Origin of the sequence: Pseudomonas sp. 2822-17 (genome assembly GCF_002742485.1) — a bacterium.
Classification (GTDB): domain Bacteria; phylum Pseudomonadota; class Gammaproteobacteria; order Pseudomonadales; family Pseudomonadaceae; genus Aquipseudomonas; species Aquipseudomonas cyclaminis.
In genome coordinates, this window is record NZ_LJRZ01000500.1 from 665,848 (window position 1) to 684,410 (window position 18,563).

17 protein-coding genes are annotated in these 18,563 nt (G+C 56.7%); 6 read left to right on the top strand and 11 right to left on the bottom strand.

Going from position 1 to position 18,563, the window contains the following annotated elements:
* Window positions 1-12: 12 nt before the first annotated feature.
* The 6 genes from atpB to mnmG form a co-directional block, all read right to left on the bottom strand.
* Window positions 13-882 carry a F0F1 ATP synthase subunit A gene (atpB, locus tag AOA60_RS21530; RefSeq protein WP_099586132.1) on the bottom strand — a complete coding sequence of 290 codons (870 nt, stop codon included), beginning with the start codon at window positions 880-882 and terminating at the stop codon, window positions 13-15.
* A 16-nt stretch (window positions 883-898) separates the two neighbouring features.
* The gene (locus AOA60_RS21535) at window positions 899-1,306 is read right to left on the bottom strand and encodes a F0F1 ATP synthase subunit I (protein WP_010565865.1); all 408 of its coding nucleotides are present in this window, start codon (window positions 1,304-1,306) and stop codon (window positions 899-901) included.
* A 148-nt stretch (window positions 1,307-1,454) separates the two neighbouring features.
* Window positions 1,455-2,327 (bottom strand): ParB/RepB/Spo0J family partition protein, encoded by an 873-nt coding sequence (locus tag AOA60_RS21540; RefSeq protein WP_017135124.1) that lies wholly within the window; start codon window positions 2,325-2,327, stop codon window positions 1,455-1,457.
* Window positions 2,328-2,336: 9 nt separating this feature from the next.
* Window positions 2,337-3,134, bottom strand: a complete 798-nt coding sequence (locus tag AOA60_RS21545) for a ParA family protein (RefSeq protein WP_032885161.1) — start codon at window positions 3,132-3,134, stop codon at window positions 2,337-2,339.
* 18 nt (window positions 3,135-3,152) lie between these two features.
* Window positions 3,153-3,797 carry a 16S rRNA (guanine(527)-N(7))-methyltransferase RsmG gene (gene rsmG, locus AOA60_RS21550; RefSeq protein ID WP_099586133.1) on the bottom strand — a complete coding sequence of 215 codons (645 nt, stop codon included), beginning with the start codon at window positions 3,795-3,797 and terminating at the stop codon, window positions 3,153-3,155.
* The gene (gene mnmG / locus AOA60_RS21555) at window positions 3,794-5,686 is read right to left on the bottom strand and encodes a tRNA uridine-5-carboxymethylaminomethyl(34) synthesis enzyme MnmG (RefSeq protein ID WP_099586248.1); all 1,893 of its coding nucleotides are present in this window, start codon (window positions 5,684-5,686) and stop codon (window positions 3,794-3,796) included. The genes rsmG and mnmG overlap by 4 nt, the downstream gene beginning before the upstream one ends.
* A gap of 566 nt (window positions 5,687-6,252) precedes the next feature.
* Here mnmG and AOA60_RS21560 point away from each other — a divergent pair.
* The 3 genes from AOA60_RS21560 (at window position 6,253) to AOA60_RS21570 (ending at window position 10,238) form a co-directional block, all read left to right on the top strand.
* On the top strand, window positions 6,253-6,759 hold the full coding sequence (locus AOA60_RS21560) for a sigma-70 family RNA polymerase sigma factor (RefSeq protein WP_099586134.1): 507 nt from the start codon (window positions 6,253-6,255) through the stop codon (window positions 6,757-6,759).
* A complete protein-coding gene (locus AOA60_RS21565; protein WP_099586135.1) occupies window positions 6,759-7,703 on the top strand; it encodes a FecR domain-containing protein in 945 nt (314 codons plus the stop codon). Before AOA60_RS21560 ends, AOA60_RS21565 begins: the two co-directional genes overlap by 1 nt.
* A 93-nt stretch (window positions 7,704-7,796) precedes the next feature.
* Window positions 7,797-10,238: a TonB-dependent siderophore receptor gene (locus AOA60_RS21570; RefSeq protein ID WP_099586136.1), complete on the top strand. Its 2,442-nt coding sequence runs from the start codon at window positions 7,797-7,799 to the stop codon at window positions 10,236-10,238.
* Between the two features lie 19 nt (window positions 10,239-10,257).
* On the opposite strand, the gene mnmE is transcribed toward AOA60_RS21570, so the two are convergent.
* The 5 genes from mnmE to rpmH all read right to left on the bottom strand — a co-directional run bounded on the left by mnmE (window position 10,258) and on the right by rpmH (window position 14,186).
* Window positions 10,258-11,628: a tRNA uridine-5-carboxymethylaminomethyl(34) synthesis GTPase MnmE gene (gene mnmE, locus AOA60_RS21575; RefSeq protein ID WP_099586137.1), complete on the bottom strand. Its 1,371-nt coding sequence runs from the start codon at window positions 11,626-11,628 to the stop codon at window positions 10,258-10,260.
* 79 nt (window positions 11,629-11,707) lie between these two features.
* Window positions 11,708-13,390 (bottom strand): membrane protein insertase YidC, encoded by a 1,683-nt coding sequence (gene yidC, locus AOA60_RS21580; protein ID WP_099586138.1) that lies wholly within the window; start codon window positions 13,388-13,390, stop codon window positions 11,708-11,710.
* Window positions 13,391-13,392: 2 nt separating this feature from the next.
* Window positions 13,393-13,638, bottom strand: coding sequence for a membrane protein insertion efficiency factor YidD (gene yidD, locus AOA60_RS21585; protein WP_010207715.1), 246 nt, complete (start codon window positions 13,636-13,638; stop codon window positions 13,393-13,395).
* Complete coding sequence (gene rnpA, locus AOA60_RS21590; protein ID WP_053128141.1) at window positions 13,631-14,035, bottom strand: ribonuclease P protein component; 405 nt, start codon at window positions 14,033-14,035, stop codon at window positions 13,631-13,633. Before rnpA ends, yidD begins: the two co-directional genes overlap by 8 nt.
* Window positions 14,036-14,051: 16 nt before the next feature.
* Entirely contained in the window at window positions 14,052-14,186 is a 135-nt protein-coding gene (gene rpmH / locus AOA60_RS21595; protein WP_003213577.1) for a 50S ribosomal protein L34, read from the bottom strand.
* Window positions 14,187-14,772: 586 nt separating this feature from the next.
* Between rpmH and dnaA the strand changes: the two genes are divergently transcribed.
* From dnaA to recF, 3 genes are read left to right on the top strand one after another with little or no spacing between them, the layout of a single operon-like run.
* Window positions 14,773-16,293, top strand: a complete 1,521-nt coding sequence (gene dnaA, locus AOA60_RS21600; protein WP_099586139.1) for a chromosomal replication initiator protein DnaA — start codon at window positions 14,773-14,775, stop codon at window positions 16,291-16,293.
* Window positions 16,294-16,331: 38 nt separating this feature from the next.
* Window positions 16,332-17,435 carry a DNA polymerase III subunit beta gene (gene dnaN / locus AOA60_RS21605; RefSeq protein ID WP_005783345.1) on the top strand — a complete coding sequence of 368 codons (1,104 nt, stop codon included), beginning with the start codon at window positions 16,332-16,334 and terminating at the stop codon, window positions 17,433-17,435.
* A gap of 20 nt (window positions 17,436-17,455) precedes the next feature.
* Window positions 17,456-18,559, top strand: a complete 1,104-nt coding sequence (gene recF, locus AOA60_RS21610; protein ID WP_099586140.1) for a DNA replication/repair protein RecF — start codon at window positions 17,456-17,458, stop codon at window positions 18,557-18,559.
* Window positions 18,560-18,563: the final 4 nt, after the last annotated feature.

The following is an 18,563-nucleotide window of genomic DNA, read 5'->3' on the forward strand; positions in this document are numbered from 1 at the left end:
TCGAGACTGGTCTTAATGGTTCTCTTCGTGCGCCATCGACAGGTAGACGATGGTCAGCATCATGAAGATGAAGGCCTGCAGGGTGATGATCAGGATGTGGAACACAGCCCACGCCCACTGCAGAACAATGCCCAGGCCGCTAAGCCAGAGCAGGCCGCTGCCGAACATCACAGCGATCAGAATGAACACCAGCTCGCCGGCATACATGTTGCCGAACAGTCGCAGAGCCAGGGAAATCGGCTTGGCGATCAGGGTCACGAATTCCAGCAGGAAGTTCACCGGGATCAGCAGGGCTTGAACGAAGATGTTCTTGCTGCCGAACGGGTGCAGGGTCAGTTCGCCGATGAAGCCGCCGATGCCCTTGACCTTGATGCTGTAGAAAATGATCAGCGCGAATACCGACAGAGCCATGCCCAGTGTGGCGTTCGGGTCAGTGGTGGATACGGCGCGGAATGGAATGTGTGGGTCGCCGGAGATCGCCATGGCCAACTGAGGAATCCAGTCAACCGGGATCAGGTCGACGGCGTTCATCAGGAACACCCAGACGAATATGGTCAGCGCCAGCGGTGCAATCACCGGGCTACGGCCATGGAAGCTGTCTTTCACGCTGCCATCGACGAATTCGACCAATACTTCAACGAAGTTCTGCAAAGCACCTGGCTGACCCGAAGTCGCCTTCTTTGCCGCCATGCGGAAAATCAGGACGAAGATCAGACCCAGTGCGACCGACCAACCCAGAGTGTCCAGGTGGAAAGCCCAGAAGCCCATTTCTTTGGCTTCTGCTGCGGAGTGGGCAAAGCCCCAGCCGCCGTTGGGAAGCTGACCGAAGGTCAGGTTCTGCAAGTGGTGCTGGATATAGCCCGAAGCGGTTGTTTCTGCCATGGTTGCCTCAAACGCCCTAAGGTTTCGAAAGTCTTGTTTTCATTAGCAGGGGAGCGAACCAGCTGACCAGTTGGGTCAACACGAAGACGCCGAATACAGCCAGCGGCGCCAATGGCTTCACACCTGCAAAGGTCAGTGCAAACAGCACTGCCGTCAAAATCAGTTTCCCTGCCTCGCCAGCATAAAAAGACCGGACGATAGCCTGGGCTGCTCGGGCGCCGGAAAACCGAAAGGCCCTGTGAGCAAAATACATATTGGGCAGCAAGGCTATCAGGCCTCCGCAGAGTCCTGAATATCCGGCTACGACTCCATGCCAGTACCAAAGCGCCAATGCGGCGATCAGCAAGATGACAAATTGAGCCAATAAAACCGGAAAAACGGCCAAGCGATGGAACGGCAACGTGTTTGGCGTGCGGGTTTCCATCACTCTTGCTCCTCAATGGTCGGCTGCCGGAAATCAATAACTTGGCATAATTTGTGCCGACAAAATGCGCGCAGAGTATAGGGGCGGTTCTGCCCCTATTCAACTGCCGGGTAGTGATTTCCGATCACGCGCTACATAAGCAAATGTTTCAGCGGATGTGGGCAAGGACGCCCTGAAGCTCATCGAGGGAGTTATATCCGATCACCAATTGGCCTTTGCCCTTCTTGCCGTGGCGAATCTGCACCGCAGAGCCCAGGCGTTCGGCCAGGCGTTGCTCAAGACGCGCGATATCCGGATCAGGTTTGGCGGTTTCGACCGGTGCAGGTTTGCCACTGAGCCACTGGCGAACCAGCGCTTCAGTCTGACGAACGGTGAGCCCTCGTGCGACAACGTGTCGCGCCCCTTCAACTTGTTGATTTTCCGGCAAACCGAGCAAAGCACGGGCATGACCCATTTCCAGATCGCCATGGGACAACATGGTCTTGATGACTTCCGGCAATGCGATCAGGCGCAGCAAGTTAGACACGGTGACGCGGGATTTGCCCACCGCATCGGCCACTTGCTGCTGGGTCAACTGGAATTCCTGCTGCAGACGCTGCAATGCGATCGCCTCTTCGACCGGATTGAGATCTTCACGCTGGATGTTCTCGATCAACGCCATGGCGATGGCGGTTTCATCCGGCACATCACGCACCATCGCAGGGATGGTCTCTTTGCCGGCCTGCTGGCTGGCACGCCAGCGACGTTCACCGGCAATAATTTCAAAACGACCGCCGCCAATCGGACGCACCACGATCGGCTGCATCACGCCCTGGGCCTTGATCGAGTTGGCCAGTTCTTCCAGCGCCTGTGGATCCATGTCCCGGCGTGGCTGGTATTTGCCGCGCTGGATCAGGTCCAGGGGCAAGTGCTGCAGCTCGCGCTCGTCGGCCTGCACCGCTTGTTCTTCAAGCGATGTGACGGTCGGACCACTCAACAGTGCATCCAGTCCACGTCCGAGACCTCGTTTCTTGACGGCCATGGGGATTCCTTAAGTTGGCTGGGCTGCAGCGGTGCGAGAGTTGCGGCGTTGGCGGCGAACCATCTCGCCGGCCAGAGCCAGGTAGGCAATGGCGCCACGGGACGATTTGTCGTACGCCAACGCGGGCATCCCATAGCTTGGCGCTTCGGCCAAACGAATGTTGCGCGGGATCACGGTGTCGTAAAGCTGCTCGCCGAAGTGTTCCTTGAGCTGTGCCGACACATCGTTCATCAGGCTCAGGCGCGGGTCGAACATGGTGCGCAGCAAGCCTTCGATCTGCAGGTTCGGGTTGAGCAACTCGGCGATCCGCTTGATGTTATCCACAAGGTCGCTCAAACCTTCCAGCGCGTAGTACTCGCACTGCATGGGGATAATCACCCCATCGGCCGCCACCAACGCGTTGAGTGTCAGCATCGACAGCGACGGTGGGCAGTCGATCAAGATGTAATCGTAGTTCTCGCGGATCGGCGCCAAGGCGCTGCGCAGACGGCTTTCTTTCATCTGCATTTCCAACAGCACCACTTCCGCCGCGGTCAAATCGCGGTTGGCCGGCAGCAGTTGATAACCGCCGTGTTCGGAATAGTGCATGGCCTGGGCCAGGTCGCACTCACCGATCAGCAAGTCATAGACCGAGTTTTCCAGGCCGTGTTTATCCACACCGCTACCCATGGTGGCGTTGCCCTGTGGATCGAGATCGATCAACAGCACCCGGCGCTTGGTCGCGACCAGGGATGCTGCGAGGTTGATGCAGGTGGTGGTTTTGCCCACGCCACCTTTCTGGTTCGCTATCGCGAATACCTTAGCCATTCTTGCTTGTGTTCCCAATCATGCCGTGCGGCGCAGTATCAGCAGATGGCGTTGGCCTTGGCAACCGGGTACGGCCAAGGCGTGTTCGCTATCGAGGTGGAAGTCTGTCGGCAATGCTAACAGCTCATCGCTTGGATGGACGCCCTTCATTGCCAGCCAGCTGGTATCGCGGTCACCCAGGTGGCGTGTCCAGTTGCTGAAGTTCTCCATGCTGCTGAACGCCCGGGAAACAATTCCGTTGAAAGGCAGTTCAGGCGTGAATTCTTCGACACGGCTGTGGATAACATGGAGGTTATCCAGCTTGAGTTCGAGTTTGACCTGGGTCAGGAAGCGGGTTTTCTTGCCGTTGCTGTCCAGGCAAGTCACTTGGGACTCGGGAAACAGGATGGCCAGGGGAATACCCGGCATGCCGCCGCCACTGCCCACGTCCAACCAGCGACCGTTTTCGATAAACGGCATCACGCTCAGACTGTCGAGCAAATGCCGGGACACCATCTCGTCGGGATTTCGCACCGCGGTAAGGTTGTAAGCCTTGTTCCATTTGATCAACAGGGCCAGATAGCCCAGCAGCAACTCGTGCTGGACTGCGGTCAGATCAACGCCCAACTGGCGTGCACCTGTGGATAACTCTTCGGCATGTTGCGAGGTGACCAACGAACTCAAGCGCTTTGCTCCAACTGACGGCCCGCGCCGCGTTTTTTCAAATGAATCATCAACAGCGAAATGGCTGCCGGAGTGACGCCGGGGATACGTGAAGCCTGGCCCAGGGTTTCTGGTCGAGTTATCCCCAGCTTGCTTTGAATTTCTTTCGATAGACCGGAAATCCCGGTGTAGTCGATATCCACAGGCAACTTGGTGTCTTCACTGGCGCGCAGTCGAGCAATCTCGTCCTGCTGGCGATCAATGTAACCGGCATATTTGGTCTTGATTTCGACCTGCTCGGCGACCTGTGGATCTTCTGCGCCGCCCCCCGTCACTTCGACCAAGCCAGCGTAGTCGATTTCCGGACGGGAAAGCAGATTCAGCAAGTTGTACTCGTGGGTCAGCGGCGTGCCGAATTTTTCGGCAATTGCGTCGCCCTGCTCAGTGCCTGGGCGAACCCAGGTGCTTTTCAGGCGCTGCTCTTCCAGTGCAATGCTTTCGCGTTTTTTGCAGAAGGCTGCCCAGCGCGCGTCATCGACCAGACCCAGTTCGCGACCTTTTTCGGTCAAGCGCAAGTCGGCATTGTCTTCACGCAGGATCAGGCGATATTCGGCGCGAGACGTAAACATCCGATACGGTTCCTGGGTACCCAGGGTAATCAGGTCGTCGACCAACACGCCGATGTAGGCTTCATCGCGGCGCGGGCACCAGCTGTCTTTGCCCTGAGCACGCAGTGCCGCGTTGGTTCCGGCCAGCAAACCTTGGGCGCCGGCCTCTTCGTAACCGGTTGTGCCGTTGATTTGGCCGGCGAAGAACAACCCGCCGATCACTTTGGTTTCCAGGCTGTACTTCAGATCCCGCGGATCGAAGTAGTCGTACTCGATGGCATAACCGGGGCGCACGATGTGCGCATTTTCCATGCCGCGAATCGATTGCACGATCTGGATTTGCACGTCGAACGGCAGGGAAGTGGAAATCCCGTTCGGGTACAGCTCATGAGTGGTCAAGCCTTCGGGCTCGATGAAGACCTGGTGACTGTCCTTGTCGGCAAAGCGGTGGATCTTGTCTTCGATCGACGGGCAATAACGCGGGCCAATCCCTTCGATCACGCCGGAATACATTGGCGAACGGTCGAGGTTCGCGGCAATGATCTCGTGAGTCCTGGCATTGGTGTGGGTAATCCAGCAGCTCACCTGTTTTGGATGCTGCTCTTTGGAGCCCATGAACGACATCACCGGGATCGGCGTATCGCCGGCTTGCTCGGTCATCATCGAGAAATCCACAGAACGCCCATCGATACGCGGCGGGGTCCCGGTTTTCAGGCGACCGACGCGCAGCGGCAATTCACGCAGGCGTTTTGCCAGGGCAATCGACGGCGGATCACCGGCTCGGCCACCGGAATAATTTTGCATGCCGATGTGGATAAGTCCGCCAAGGAACGTACCGGTGGTCAACACCACGGATTCAGCGAAGAAACGCAGACCCATTTGGGTAACAACACCTTTCACCACGTCTTGTTCGACGATCAGGTCATCGGCTGCCTGTTGAAATATCCACAGGTTCGGTTGGTTTTCCAGGGTTTCACGTACCGCAGCCTTGTACAGGATGCGGTCGGCTTGTGCCCGAGTAGCCCGCACGGCGGGGCCTTTGCGGCTGTTGAGCACGCGAAATTGAATACCACCTTTGTCGGTCGCCATGGCCATGACGCCGCCAAGGGCGTCGATTTCCTTGACCAGATGGCTTTTGCCGATCCCACCAATGGCGGGGTTGCAACTCATTGCACCGAGGGTTTCCACGTTATGCGTGAGCAACAGGGTTTTTACGCCCATGCGTGCTGACGCCAGTGCTGCCTCGGTACCGGCATGACCGCCGCCGATGACGATCACTTCAAAACGGGAAGGGAAATCCACCACGCACCTCGTGCCTGCTTATGTAGGTAATCAGGAATTGATTGTTGAAAGAGTTTTAGAGCTTTGGCGGCAAGTATAGGGACTTAGCCCTTCCTAAAGAACCCTTTGCACAAAATTTAACCAGCTGTGGATGAATCACTGACAATAGAAATTAAAAAGAAAGAAATTTATAAGATCTTTGTTTTTATGTTTATTTTTACTGAGCAGGTTTTCTGTGGATAGATCTATACAGCCCTTTATTTCCGTTGTGTACAGCGATTCAAAAGTCTGTGGTCATGTGCCAATGAGGCCCTTGGATAAGTGCTTTAAGCCTGTGGATTAAACAGGTTGTTATCCACAGATGGGTTTTTGCTCAGGTTTCAGGCCCTGTTATCAACTGGGCACAGGGGCGGTTATTCACAGGGCTTAATCCACAGAAATTGTTGAATTGGGCTGTATTTCACCCACGATGAGGCCATCCAAACTCATCAGTCCGTTGGAGCGGGCGGTAGAAAGAGGGCTATTGTGAGAAAACGATAGGGCAGTTAATAATAGCGATTATCATTAAGCCACCTTGTCTCGCTCCTATGTCTGCTCCTTCGCACACAGCTGTAGTCCAGCACATCTACGAGCAACACCATTCCTGGCTGCACGGGTGGCTCAAAGGCAAGTTGCATAACACCTGCGATGCGGCCGATGTGGCCCACGATACGTTCGTGCGTATCCTGGGCGGTCGTCATGCATCGCAGATCCTGGAACCGCGCGATTACTTGGCGACCGTTGCCAGGGGGTTGGTGATTGATCGGTATCGCCGCCACGCCATTGAACAAGCCTATAGGCAGACTTTGGCCGAACGCCCTGAAGTCATGGCCATCAGTGAAGAAGACAAGGCAATCATCATTGAAACGCTGGTGGCTGTGGACAAAGCGCTTTGCGGCCTCGGTGACCGGGCGCGGCGAATCTTCATGCTCTCGCAGATCGACGGGCTGACTTATCAACAGATCGCTGATCAACTGCAGGTTTCACTGACCACGGTGAAAAAGCACATGATCCGCGCACTGACGGAATGCTCGCTGATCATGGCCACCTTGTAATGGCGGCCCCTGATCGCAAAATCTTCGAAGCGGCTGCCAGTTGGTATGTGCAGTTTCAAGCCCAACCACCCACTCCGGCCGAACACCATGCCTGGCAGCAATGGCTCAATGGAGATCCTTCCCACCAGGCCGCGTGGAACCAGATGGAGCAAGTGCAGCGCAGCCTTGGCGCACTGCCTGCGGATTTGACGCGCCGTGCGCTGTCCAACACGCAACAACGCCGCCAGGTACTGAAGTGGATGTTGCTGCTGGGTGGCACCGGGTATTTGGGGTGGAATGTTCAGCAACATACATCCCTGGGCAACGTGTGGGCAGACTACCGCACCGGCGTAGGTGAACACCGGCGCATCGCGTTGGCCGACGGCACGCAGGTCGATCTCAATACCCACACCTCGATAGACGTGGCGTTCGATGCGCGCCAGCGATTGATCCGCCTGCGTGAGGGGGAAGTACTTATCCACACGGGCAAGTCTGGCGGGCAGACACCGTTTTACGTCGAAACCCGCCAAGGCCGGGTTCAGGCATTAGGCACGCGGTTTACGGTACGCCAGCTGTCGGATTCCACACGCGTTGGGGTACTGGAAGATCGGGTCAGCGTGTCGCCCGCAGATCAACCTGACCACAGCCAAATCCTCAGTGCGGGTGAAAGCGTCGACTTCGACCGCCACAAGGTTGGGGATAACCATCCGTATCGCAGCACTCAAGCCGCCTGGGTCGACGGGCAATTAATTGTGCTGGATGCTCGGCTGGGTGATGTGATCGACGAGCTTGCCCGCTATCGGCCGGGCGTCTTGCAGTGCGACGCAGCCTCTGCACGTCTGCGCGTCTCCGGAACGTTCCGCCTGGATTCCACCGATGCCGTGCTTTCCAACCTGCAAGCGACCCTGCCTATCCAGGTGAAATACTTCACTCGGTATTGGGTATCGGTGAGTCGAACCGGCTGATCGCAAAAATAATCTACGGGGGGGGGTTATCTTTTTTTTACGTGGCGCGGCCCTACAGGTAATCACGATGCTACCTTCAGGGCTTACCCACCTATGCGCCTTCCCACCAAGCTTCGCCAGCGACTTTCTTACCACGGCATAACCTACGGCCTGCTGAGGGGCACTGTCGCCACCACGGTTGCTTTGCTCTCGACCGGCGGCGCCTTTGCAGCCGTTACGGTGCAGCACTACACCATTGCTGCCGGGCGGCTGGACAATGCCTTAAGCCAATTTGCCGCCAAGGCCAATGTGATTCTGTCGTTCTCGCCTCAGCAGACCGCGAGTTTGAGTACGCCAGGGTTGGAAGGTGACTATTCGGTGGAACAGGGTTTTGCGCTATTACTGCAAACCTCAGGCCTGCTGGCTGTCGTCCAGGCCCCTGGAAGCTATGTGCTGCAAGCCGTGCCATCCGGGCAACTCACGCTCTCACCGACCACCGTGAGTACTTATCAACAGGACGGTTTTAATCAAGAGATTGCCGGGGATGTAGGCTACAAGGCGCTAAACAGCCGCATCGGCACCAAGACCAGTACGCCCTTGTCGGAAACACCGCGCTCGGTATCGGTGGTCACCGGCCAACGCATCAAGGACCAGAAATCCCAGACGCTGACCGAAGTATTGGGTTATGTGCCCGGTATTTTTGCGCCGCCCTTTGCTGCCGGCGATAGCCTGGCAGGGGATTTGTTCTTCATTCGCGGTTTCAACGCCACCGATTACGGCTACGGCCTGCTGCGCGATGGCCTACGTGTACAAGGGAATCGGTACGACACCACTAGCGAACCCTACGGCTTAGAGCGTGTGGAAATCTTCCGTGGGCCCTCTTCACTGCTGTACGGCGAAAATGCCCCAGGTGGGCTGGTGAACCTGGTGAGTAAACACCCTACTGCGACGCCACAGGGTGAGGTGCAGTTGGGTTATGGCTCCCACAACCGTCGCCAGGTGGGTGTGGATATCTCCGGCCCGCTCAATGAAAACGGGAATATCCTCGGCCGGATGGTGATGCTTGGGCGTAAATCCGATACGCAAACTGACCATGTCCCGGATGATCGGCTCTACATTGCGCCCTCCCTGACCCTTAACTTCGATGACTTCAACACCCTGACTCTGCTGGCCAACTACCAGAAAGACCACACCAACCTTGAACTCGGCCTACCGGCGGCCGGCACCTTGCTCACCAATCCCAACGGCAAGCTGTCCAAACGCACCATGCTCGGTGACCCGGATTGGAATACCTTTGAGCGCGAAGCCTGGAACACCGGTTACGAATTCAGCCACAGCTTCAATGACGATTGGCAGTTTCGCCAGAACTCCCGCTACATGCAGTCACGTATCACCCGTCATGAAACCTGGCCGGGCGACTTGAACAACCAAGGCTTCGGCACGCAACTGAACATGAATGCCTACGACCGCTACAACAAGTCGATGGTTTACTCCCTGGATAACCAGCTGGAAGGCAAATTCCAGCTGGGCAGCCTGGAAAACACGCTGCTGTTCGGCGCGAGCTACGACCGTACTTCGTTTAACCAGGACTGGGATGCGGGGTTCGCCGGCACGATCAATGTGTATGACCCGGTGTATCTGCGTGACCCGACCACCCCGCAGGCGGTGCAAAACACCTTGCTCGCGCAACAGATGAAAGGCGTTTATGCACAGATCCAAAGCAAGTACGACCATTGGTTGTTCCTGCTCGGTGGGCGCCAAGATTGGGTCGACAGTGATTTCCGGGACAAGGTAAAAAGCGCCACGGACTCCAGCACCACCGAGCAGAAATTCACCTACCAGGGTGGTGTGATGTACCAGTTCGACAACGGCCTGACGCCGTATGTCAGCTACTCCACCGCATTTGTCCCGGTGCAGCAGATCTCGGTGGCGGGCTCACCGCTCAAGCCCATCACCAGCCGGCAATACGAAGTGGGCTTGAAATACGAACCGATCGGTTGGGACACAGCGATGACGTTGTCGGTGTACGACTTGCGCAAACAAGACGATACCTATCTCGACAGCACCACCAATACCTATCGCCAAGTGGGAGAAAGCCGCGCCAAAGGTGCGGAACTCGAAATCAATAGCAACATCACACCGAACCTGAATCTGACGGCGGCCTATACCTATACCGACGCACGGATTACCAAGGACACGGCCGGTTCGTTGGTCGAAGGGCACCAGATGACAGGTGTTCCACGCAACCAGGCCTCGGTGTGGGGCAAATACCGATTCTTGGATGGCCAACTCAAAGGCCTTTCCCTGGGCGGTGGCGTGCGCTACTTCGATAGCGCCTATTCCTACACCAAGCCGACTCTCTACGGGAAGCTCGACCCCGGCAGTGTCACGTTGGTGGATGCCGCGATTGGTTACCAGATTGATACCCACTGGTCGATCGACCTGAATGCCAAGAACCTCTTCGACAAGGAATATGTATCTGGTTGCAACGACGCAGGGCGCTGCTACTGGGGTGACAGCCGTACCTTGCTCGGTACGGTGTCTTACAACTGGTGAGACGCTGTGGATAACTCGGTTATTTGCCGATACAGAAACTGGAAAAGATCCGCCCCAGCAAATCATCGGAGCTGAACGCGCCAGTGATTTCCCCCAGCAGCTGCTGTGCCTGACGCAGATCTTCGGCCAGCAGCTCCCCTGCCCCCGCCAAGGTCAGCTGAGCACGTCCGTGCTCCAAGGCTGCGCTGGCATGGCGCAGTGCCTCCAAGTGCCTGCGACGGGCACTGAAGCTGCTTTCGGAGGTCTGCTCGTAGCCCATGCAGGCCTTGAGATGGTCACGCAGCAATTCCAGTCCATTACCTGCCGACTTGGCACTCAGGCTGATCGTGACGTGGCCATCCTCGCTGGTTTCCATGGCAATGGCTTCGCCCGTCAGGTCGGCCTTGTTGCGGATCAAGGTGACCTTGGCCGGGTCCGGCCGTTGCTCCAGGAATTCTGGCCAGAGTGCAAAAGGGTCCACAGCCTCAGGCGCGGTGGCGTCTACCACGAGCAGCACGCGATCGGCCTCGGCGATCGCCTTGAGCGCTCGTTCCACGCCGATCTTTTCCACCTGGTCATCGGTGTCACGCAGCCCTGCGGTGTCGACCACATGCAGAGGCATGCCGTCGATGTGGATATGTTCTCGCAGGATATCCCGGGTGGTCCCCGCAATCTCGGTAACGATAGCCGCTTCACGGCCGGCCAGTGCATTGAGCAAACTGGATTTGCCGGCATTCGGGCGACCTGCGATCACCACGGTCATACCGTCGCGGAGCAAGGCGCCCTGCCCGGCTTCGCGCAGTACTGTGGATAACTCTTCACGGACTTTATCCAGCATCGCCAGTACGTGGCCATCGGCCAGGAAGTCGATTTCTTCTTCCGGGAAATCAATCGCCGCCTCCACGTAGATGCGCAAGCTGATCAATTGCTCCGTCAGGTTATGCACACGCAAGGAAAACGCGCCTTGCAGCGAGCGCAGCGCATTGCGTGCCGCCTGTGCAGAACTGGCTTCGATCAAGTCGGCAATGGCTTCGGCCTGGGCCAGGTCAAGTTTGTCGTTGAGGAATGCCCGCTCGCTGAATTCACCTGGGCGGGCCAGCCGGCAGCCGAGTTGCAGGCAGCGCTGCAGCAGCATATCGAGGACTACAGGACCACCGTGGCCCTGCAATTCCAGAACATCTTCACCGGTGAACGAGTTCGGCCCTGGGAAATAAAGGGCCAGGCCCTCATCCAGCACGCTTTGGTCTGCATCCAGAAACGGGCCGTAATGGGCATAACGCGGTTTTAATTCCCGACCACTGATGGCCTGTGCAGCCACGCCGGCGAGCGGCCCTGAAATTCGAACGATGCCCACGCCGCCGCGACCTTGAGCGGTAGCGACAGCAGCGATGGTTTCACGAGGAGCGCTCATCAGCAGGTTCCAGAACAAAAGTGACGGAAAGCAAAACGCCCCACTAGGGGGCGTCTTGAGTGGTTATCCACAGAGTAAATTACGCCTCGGCTTTTTTGGTGGCCGCTTCGATTTTACGTGTGATGTACCACTGTTGAGAGATCGACAATACGTTGTTGACCACCCAGTACAGAACCAGACCAGCTGGGAACCACAGGAAGAAGAAGGTGAAGATGATAGGCATCATTTTCATCACTTTTGCCTGCATCGGATCCGGCGGTGTTGGGTTCAGACGCTGCTGGATGAACATGGTCGCGCCCATGATGATCGGCAGGATAAAGAACGGGTCTTTAATCGACAGGTCAGTTATCCACAGCATGAACGGTGCCTGGCGCATTTCTACGCTTTCCAGGAGTACCCAGTACAACGAAAGGAACACTGGCATCTGCACGAGGATAGGCAAGCATCCACCCAGCGGGTTGATCTTCTCTTTCTTGTACAGCTCCATCATGGCCTGCGACATTTTCTGCCGGTCATCACCATGTTGCTCTTTCAACGCAGCCAGCTTCGGGGCAACGGCACGCATACGCGCCATCGACTTGTAGCTGGCAGCCGACAGTGGGAAGAAGATCCCCTTGATCAGCATGGTCAGGAAGATGATCGAGAAGCCCCAGTTACCCACAATGCTGTGGATATGTTGCAGCAGCCAGAAGATCGGCTGGGCAATGAACCACAGAATGCCGTAATCCACAGTCAGTTCCAGACCTGGGGACAACTCTTTCAGTACCGCTTGGCTTTTCGGGCCGGCGTAAAGGGTAGCGCTGGTTTCAGCCTTGGCACCTGGTGCGACGTTCAGCACCGGGCCAGTAAAGCCGATGATGTAGTTGCCTTGGCTGTCTTTACGGGTTTGAACCAGGTTGGCTTCACCTTTGTTCGGGATCCATGCGGTCACGAAGTAGTGTTGCAACCAGGCGACCCAGCCGCCTTGGACGGTTTCTTTCAGCGCGCCCTTGTCGATATCTTTCATCGACACTTTTTTGTACGGCTCGCTACTTGTCCACAGGGCTGCGCCCAGGTAAGTCGCGGTGCCGGTGGCGGTGCTGGAAGAAGGATCGGAGCTGCCATCACGCTTGAGTTGGGCAAACAGGTTGCCGCTCCACGGTTTTTCGCTGGTGTTGTCGATCAGGTAAGTGACCTTCAAGTCGTACAAACCGCGAGTGAAACTGAAGCGCTTGATGTAATTGACGCCGTCGAGACTGAATTTCAGGTCGACGTTCAACTGATTTTGGCCATCAGCCAGTTGATAAGTCTTCTTTTCGGTCGAATAAACCGGACGACCGGTAGCACGCGCATCCGGACCATTGGTGCCGGTCAGGCCGCTTTGCGCCAGATAAGTACGTTCACCGCCATTATCGAACAGTTGGAACGGTACATCTGGATGATCTTGGCGACGTGGATAAAGCGGCAGTTTCAACTGCGCGATATCACCACCTTGTGGGTCGATAGCCAGGTCGAGCACATCCGTTTTCACAAGGATGAGGTCTTTATTGGTGACCACTGGCGTTTCTAAAGGGGCGGTTGTCTCGCCATTCGCGCTGGGAACATCGGCACTCGCGGACGCATTGGTACCCAACGGAGTGTCCGGAATAGCCGGCGCAGCCTGATTGGTAGCAACATTCTGAGTCGGCAGGGCAGCTTGGCCATAATCCTGGTTCCACTTAAGAACCATGACATAGGACACGATTGCCAGGGCGACGATCAGGATCGTGCGTTTAATATCCATGATTACTCGGCCATCGAAGAAGAACGGGAGGTAGGGATAGGTGGAACCGGGTCATAACCACCGGGATTCCACGGATGACAGCGACCTAAACGACGAAAGGTCAGCCAGCCACCGCGCAGAAGACCATGATTTTCTATGGCCTCTAACGCGTAGCAGGAACAACTGGGGTAGAAACGACAGTGACTGGCCATCAGAGGACTAATGGCATAGCGATAAAACTGGATCGGAACGAGTGCCAGTTTACGCATCGGTGCTGTCTACCCCTACAGTTTCGGTGCTGACTGCTGGTGCTGGCTTGTTGGTACGCGCCAGACGTTTCCAGAGCTTGCCGAAATGCTGAATCAATTCGGGGTTTTCTACATCCCCCAAGCCTTTGCGCGCGACGATAACAATATCCCAACCAACCAGAGTGTCCTGGTGGAGGCGAAACGATTCGCGCATCAGACGCTTGAGGCGATTGCGCTCAACGGAGAGCTTTACGCTCTTCTTGCCGATCACCAACCCGAGACGGGGGTGATCAAGATCGTTGTTACGCGCAAGGAGCAGGAGATTTTTCCCCGGAACCTTGCCGGTGGGGGAGTCAAAGACTGCCTTGAAGTGCCGGGGGGTTAGCAAACGCTTTTCCCGACTGAAGTCCTGACTCACCACCAGTACCGGATTATCAAACTGCCAGACGCGCACGACCTTTGGCGCGGCGACGCGACAGGACAGCACGGCCGTTCTTGGTAGCCATGCGAGCACGGAAGCCGTGAGTACGGGCGCGTTTGATGGTGCTTGGTTGGAAAGTACGTTTCATGGCGTTGTTACCTGGTTCGTCCACAACGGGCCGGAATGGCCCCCGTTTTAAGAGACCGGCGATTCTAGAGAAAGCAAGCCTCTAGGTCAATTTCCAACCAGCTTTTCCTTCAATTAGATCGCTATAGGGCAAAACGCCCTTTTCTATCCGCCGGCCTTCCACGAGCAATGTCATAGATATAAAAATAAAGAAGGAAGTTATTTAAAGCTTTTCTGTAAAGCTTATAAAAGCTAGGCAGGCCATCCTCTGTGGATAACTGCGTTAAGGCCATATTGCACGTGGTGTACAGAGGATGACAACACGGGGGAGAAGCAGTGCTCTGCCTGTGCTGCGCTGTCGGATAAGCTGTGTGTGGAATGGCATGTTATCCACAGGCCAGTTACCCACAGACTTTCACCCCCACTTGTGCAACGAGCTCAGGGGCGCTTATCCACAGAGCTTATGCACAGACCATTGGTCGCCTTTTTCCCCGATAAGACGTTGATTTTGGGTGCCCTGTGGGCAACCTACATGTGGATAAGTGGGCGGCTCGCCGCTACAATGGCGGCTGTTTTTGCCTCACCGGCTTTCAACTTAGGGGATATCCGTGTCAGTGGAACTTTGGCAGCAGTGCGTGGAGCTTTTGCGCGATGAGCTGCCTGCCCAGCAATTCAACACCTGGATCCGTCCGCTACAGGTCGAAGCCGAAGGCGACGAGTTGCGCGTTTATGCGCCCAACCGTTTCGTTCTCGACTGGGTCAACGAGAAGTACCTGAGCCGCGTTCTCGAATTGCTCGACGAACATGGCAACGGTCTCGCGCCCGTTCTCTCCTTGTTAATAGGCAGCAAACGTAGCTCGGCGCCTCGCGCTGCGCCGAATGCGCCGTTGGCGGCGAGTGCCTCGCAGGCCCAGGCCGCAGTGGCACCTGTTAACAATTCACCCGCGCCGCTTGCCCAGACGCCTTCGAAATCAGCGTCGCAGAAAAATGCGCCTATTAATGAAGAGCCGTCTCGCGACAGCTTCGACCCAATGGCTGGCGCCAGCTCGCAACAGGCACCGGTTCGCGCCGAACAGCGCACCGTGCAGGTAGAAGGCGCGCTCAAGCACACCAGTTACCTGAACCGCACCTTTACCTTCGAGAATTTCGTCGAAGGTAAATCCAACCAGCTTGCTCGCGCCGCGGCCTGGCAAGTGGCGGATAACCCCAAGCACGGTTACAACCCGCTCTTCCTTTATGGTGGCGTTGGCTTGGGTAAGACTCACTTGATGCACGCTGTGGGTAACCACCTATTAAAGAAGAACCCGAATGCCAAGGTCGTGTACCTGCACTCGGAGCGCTTCGTAGCTGACATGGTCAAGGCCTTACAGCTCAATGCCATCAACGAGTTCAAGCGCTTCTATCGCTCCGTTGACGCCTTGCTGATCGATGACATCCAATTCTTCGCGCGCAAAGAGCGTTCCCAGGAAGAGTTTTTCCATACGTTCAACGCCCTGCTCGAAGGCGGCCAACAGGTCATCTTGACCAGTGACCGTTATCCGAAGGAAATCGAAGGCCTGGAAGAGCGCTTGAAGTCGCGCTTCGGCTGGGGTCTGACCGTTGCGGTCGAGCCGCCGGAACTCGAAACCCGCGTTGCGATCCTGATGAAAAAAGCTGATCAGGCTAAGGTCGATCTACCGCACGACGCTGCGTTCTTTATCGCCCAACGCATTCGCTCCAATGTGCGTGAGCTGGAAGGCGCGCTCAAGCGGGTCATCGCTCACTCGCACTTCATGGGGCGCGACATCACCATCGAACTGATCCGCGAATCCCTGAAAGACTTGCTGGCACTGCAGGACAAACTGGTGAGTGTGGATAACATCCAGCGCACCGTGGCCGAGTACTACAAGATCAAGATTTCCGATCTGCTGTCCAAGCGCCGTTCGCGCTCGGTGGCTCGTCCGCGCCAGGTGGCCATGGCTCTCTCCAAGGAGTTGACCAACCATAGCCTGCCGGAAATCGGCGATGTGTTTGGTGGTCGCGACCACACTACGGTCTTGCACGCATGCCGCAAGATCAACGAACTTAAGGAATCCGACGCGGATATTCGCGAGGACTACAAGAACCTGCTGCGTACACTGACCACTTGATGACACCAGCGCAGCTTATTAAGGCAAGGGACTAGACCATGCATTTCACCATTCAACGCGAAGCCCTGTTGAAACCCCTGCAACTGGTCGCAGGCGTCGTCGAGCGCCGACAGACCTTGCCGGTGCTCTCCAACGTATTGCTGGTTGTCGAAGGCCAGCAGTTGTCCCTGACTGGCACCGACCTGGAAGTCGAACTGGTTGGCCGCGTGCAACTGGAAGAGCCCGCCGAACCTGGCGAGATCACCGTGCCCGCGCGCAAGCTGATGGATATCTGCAAAAGCCTGCCGAACGACGCGCTGATCGACATCAAGGTTGATGAGCAAAAGCTGGTGGTCAAGGCCGGTCGCAGCCGTTTCACGTTGTCGACCTTGCCAGCCAATGACTTCCCGACCGTGGAAGAAGGCCCCGGCTCGCTGACGTGCAGCCTGGAGCAAAGCAAACTGCGTCGTTTGATCGAGCGCACCAGCTTCGCCATGGCCCAGCAGGACGTGCGTTACTACCTCAATGGTATGTTGCTGGAAGTATCCGAAGGCATTATCCGTGCAGTGGCCACCGATGGTCATCGTCTGGCGATGTGCTCGATGCGTGCCGATATCGGTCAGCCAGACCGTCACCAGGTGATCGTGCCGCGTAAAGGTATTCTTGAGCTGGCGCGCCTGCTCACTGAGCCGGATGGCAATGTCAGCATCGTATTGGGTCAGCACCACATTCGCGCCACCACCGGCGAGTTCACCTTCACGTCCAAGCTGGTCGACGGTAAATTCCCGGATTACGAGCGCGTGCTGCCTAAAGGCGGTGACAAGTTGGTGATCGGCGATCGTCAGGCACTGCGTGAAGCGTTCAGCCGCACAGCGATTCTGTCCAACGAAAAATACCGTGGTATTCGTCTGCAACTGGCCAACGGTCAGCTGAAAATTCAGGCCAATAACCCGGAGCAGGAAGAGGCGGAAGAAGAAGTAGGCGTTGACTACAACGGCGGTTCGTTGGAAATCGGCTTCAACGTGAGCTACCTGCTGGACGTACTTGGCGTGATGACCACTGAACAGGTGCGCCTGATCCTGTCGGACTCCAACAGCAGCGCCTTGGTGCAGGAATCCGACAACGACGATTCGGCTTATGTTGTTATGCCGATGCGCCTGTAATCATGCTCAGCAGACGCTAGATGTCCCTCAGTCGCGTTTCAGTCACCGCGGTGCGCAACCTGCACCCGGTGACCTTCTCCCCCTCCCCCCGCATTAATATCCTCCACGGTGCCAACGGCAGTGGAAAAACCAGCGTGCTGGAAGCTATCCACTTGCTGGGGCTCGCCCGTTCCTTTCGCAGTGCGCGCTTGTTACCGGTTATCCAGTACGAACAATTGGCGTGTACTGTCTTTGGCCAGGTTGAACTGGCGGAGGGCGGATACAGCAGCCTGGGGATATCACGTGATCGTGGCGGTGAATTTCAGATTCGTATCGACGGGCAAAATGCGCGCAGTGCTGCGCAATTGGCAGAGATCCTGCCATTGCAGTTGATCAACCCTGACAGCTTTCGGCTGTTGGAAGGCGCACCCAAAATCCGCAGGCAATTCCTCGATTGGGGAGTGTTCCACGTGGAACCGCGCTTCATGGCCACTTGGCAGCGCCTGCAGAAGGCCCTGCGGCAGCGGAACTCGTGGCTGCGGCATGGTACACTTGACGCCGCTTCGCAAGCGGCCTGGGACCGGGAACTGTGCCTGGCCAGCGACGAAATAGATGAATACCGCCGCGCCTATATCAAAGCCTTGAAACCAGTCTTTGAGCAGACTTTGAGTGAGTTGTTGGATCTCGAAGGGCTGACGCTGAGCTACTACCGTGGTTGGGACAAAGAGCGTGAACTGAGCGCAGTGCTCGCCACGTCCCTGCAGCGGGATCAGCAAATTGGCCATACCCAGGCCGGACCCCAACGGGCAGATTTGCGTCTTAGATTAGGCGCTCATAACGCTGCGGATATCTTGTCCCGCGGCCAGCAGAAGTTGGTGGTGTGTGCGCTGCGTATCGCTCAAGGCCACTTGGTTAGCCAAGCCCGACGCGGCCAGTGTATTTATCTGGTGGATGACTTGCCGTCTGAACTCGACGAGCAACACCGCCGCGCGCTATGCCGCTTATTGGAAGACTTACGCTGCCAGGTGTTTATCACTTGTGTAGACCATGAATTATTGAGGGAAGGCTGGCAGACGGAAACGCCAGTCGCTTTGTTCCACGTGGAACAAGGCCGTATCACCCAGACCCACGACCATCGGGAGTGAAGGC